The organism is Paenibacillus sp. BAC0078 (assembly GCF_054483875.1).
Window position 1 is genome coordinate 1 of record NZ_JBTLRW010000045.1, and the last position, 2,927, is coordinate 2,927.

At 54.1% G+C, this 2,927-nt stretch carries 1 rRNA gene; it reads right to left on the reverse strand.

Annotated elements, in window-relative coordinates:
• Positions 1–2 precede the first annotated feature (2 nt).
• Positions 3–2,927: ribosomal RNA gene (locus ACX1DY_RS31295) — 23S ribosomal RNA — on the reverse strand.

The window sequence follows — 2,927 nt, forward strand, 5'->3', positions numbered from 1 at the left end:
TTTTGGATAAGCCCTCGACCGATTAGTATTGGTCAGCTCCACACGTTACCGTGCTTCCACCTCCAACCTATCTACCTCGTCGTCTTCAAGGGGTCTTACATACTGGGAAATCTCATCTTGAGGGGGGCTTCACGCTTAGATGCTTTCAGCGCTTATCCCGTCCGTACGTAGCTACCCAGCCATGCTCCTGGCGGAACAACTGGTGCACCAGCGGTACGTCCATCCCGGTCCTCTCGTACTAAGGACAGCTCCTCTCAAATTTCCTACGCCCACGACAGATAGGGACCGAACTGTCTCACGACGTTCTGAACCCAGCTCGCGTACCGCTTTAATGGGCGAACAGCCCAACCCTTGGGACCTACTTCAGCCCCAGGATGCGATGAGCCGACATCGAGGTGCCAAACCTCCCCGTCGATGTGGACTCTTGGGGGAGATAAGCCTGTTATCCCCAGGGTAGCTTTTATCCGTTGAGCGATGGCCCTTCCATGCGGTACCACCGGATCACTAAGTCCGACTTTCGTCCCTGCTCGACTTGTAGGTCTCGCAGTCAAGCTCCCTTTTGCCTTTGCACTCTGCGAATGATTTCCAACCATTCTGAGGGAACCTTTGAACGCCTCCGTTACTCTTTAGGAGGCGACCGCCCCAGTCAAACTGCCCGCCTGACACGGTCCCCGTACCCGCTTAGGGTACCAGGTTAGAACCTAGATACGATCAGGGTGGTATCCCAACGGCGCCTCCACCGAAGCTTGCGCTCCGGCTTCCACGGCTCCCACCTATCCTGTACAGATCGTACCCAAATTCAATATCAAGCTGCAGTAAAGCTCCATGGGGTCTTTCCGTCTTGTCGCGGGTAACCTGCATCTTCACAGGTATTAAAATTTCACCGGATCTCTCGTTGAGACAGCGCCCAAGTCGTTACGCCATTCGTGCGGGTCAGAATTTACCTGACAAGGAATTTCGCTACCTTAGGACCGTTATAGTTACGGCCGCCGTTTACTGGGGCTTCGGTTCATAGCTTCGGGTTGCCCCTAACCACTCCCCTTAACCTTCCAGCACCGGGCAGGCGTCAGCCCGTATACTTCGCCTTGCGGCTTCGCACAGACCTGTGTTTTTGCTAAACAGTCGCTTGGGCCTTTTCACTGCGGCCCCCTCGGGCTATTCACCCTACCGAGGCACCCCTTCTCCCGAAGTTACGGGGTCATTTTGCCGAGTTCCTTAACGAGAGTTCTTCCGCGCGCCTTAGAATTCTCTTCTCGCCTACCTGTGTCGGTTTGCGGTACGGGCACCTTCTCCTGGCTAGAGGCTTTTCTTGGCAGTGTGAGATCATGACCTTCGCTACTGTAATTTTCGCTCCCCATCACAGCCCAGCCTTACGGTGTGCGGATTTGCCTACACACCAGCCTCACTGCTTGGACGGACATCCATCAGTCCGCGTCACTACCCTCCTGCGTCACCCCATCGCTCATAGCGGATTACGGTGGTACAGTAATTTCAAACTGTTGTCCTTCGACTACGCCTGTCGGCCTCGCCTTAGGTCCCGACTTACCCTGAGCGGACGAGCCTTCCTCAGGAAACCTTGGGCTTTCGGCGGATCAGATTCTCACTGATCTTTTCGTTACTCATACCGGCATTCTCACTTGTATGCGGTCCAGCGCTCCTTCCGGTACACCTTCAACCCACATACAACGCTCCCCTACCCCTGATCTTACGATCAAGCCATAGCTTCGGTGGTGTGTTTAGCCCCGTTACATTTTCGGCGCAGAGTCACTCGACCAGTGAGCTATTACGCACTCTTTCAATGGTGGCTGCTTCTAAGCCAACATCCTGGTTGTCTGTGCAACTCCACATCCTTTCCCACTTAACACACACTTGGGGACCTTAGCTGATGGTCTGGGCTGTTTCCCTTTTGACAATGGATCTTAGCACTCACTGTCTGACTCCCGGCAAGAAGTCCATGGCATTCGGAGTTTGACTGAGCTTGGTAACCCTTGCGGGCCCCGCACCCAATCAGTGCTCTACCTCCACGACTCCATTCACCGAGGCTAGCCCTAAAGCTATTTCGGGGAGAACCAGCTATCTCCGAGTTCGATTGGAATTTCTCCGCTACCCCCACCTCATCCCCGTACTTTTCAACGTACGTGGGTTCGGGCCTCCAGTGCGTGTTACCGCACCTTCACCCTGGACAGGGGTAGATCACACGGTTTCGGGTCTACGTCCACATACTCATTCGCCCTATTCAGACTCGCTTTCGCTGCGGCTCCGGCTTCTCACCTTAACCTTGCATGTTAAACGTAACTCGCCGGTTCATTCTACAAAAGGCACGCCATCATCCATATAGAGGACTCTGACTTCTTGTAAGCACACGGTTTCAGGTTCTATTTCACTCCCCTTCCGGGGTGCTTTTCACCTTTCCCTCACGGTACTGTTTCACTATCGGTCGCCAGGTAGTATTTAGCCTTGACAGATGGTCCTGCCGGATTCATACGGGGTTTCACGTGCCCCGCACTACTCGGGATCCGTCTCGGAGGGAACACAGTTTAGGTTACAGGGCTTTTACCTCTATCGCGGGCCTTTCCAGACCTCTTCACCTACTCTATTCCTTTGTAACTCCATGTGAGACGTCCCACAACCCCAAGGGGCAAGCCCCTTGGTTTAGGCTGTTCCGCGTTCGCTCGCCGCTACTGACGGAATCACTATTGTTTTCTCTTCCTCAGGGTACTTAGATGTTTCAGTTCCCCTGGTCTGCCTCTACATACCCTATGTATTCAGGTATGAGTAACTGCGAATTACCACAGCTGGGTTTCCCCATTCGGACACCCCCGGATCAAAGCTTGCTTACAGCTCCCCGAGGCAGTTTCGTTGTTCGCCACGTCCTTCGTCGGCTCCTGGCGCCTAGGCATCCTCCGTGTGCTCTTATTAGCTTAACC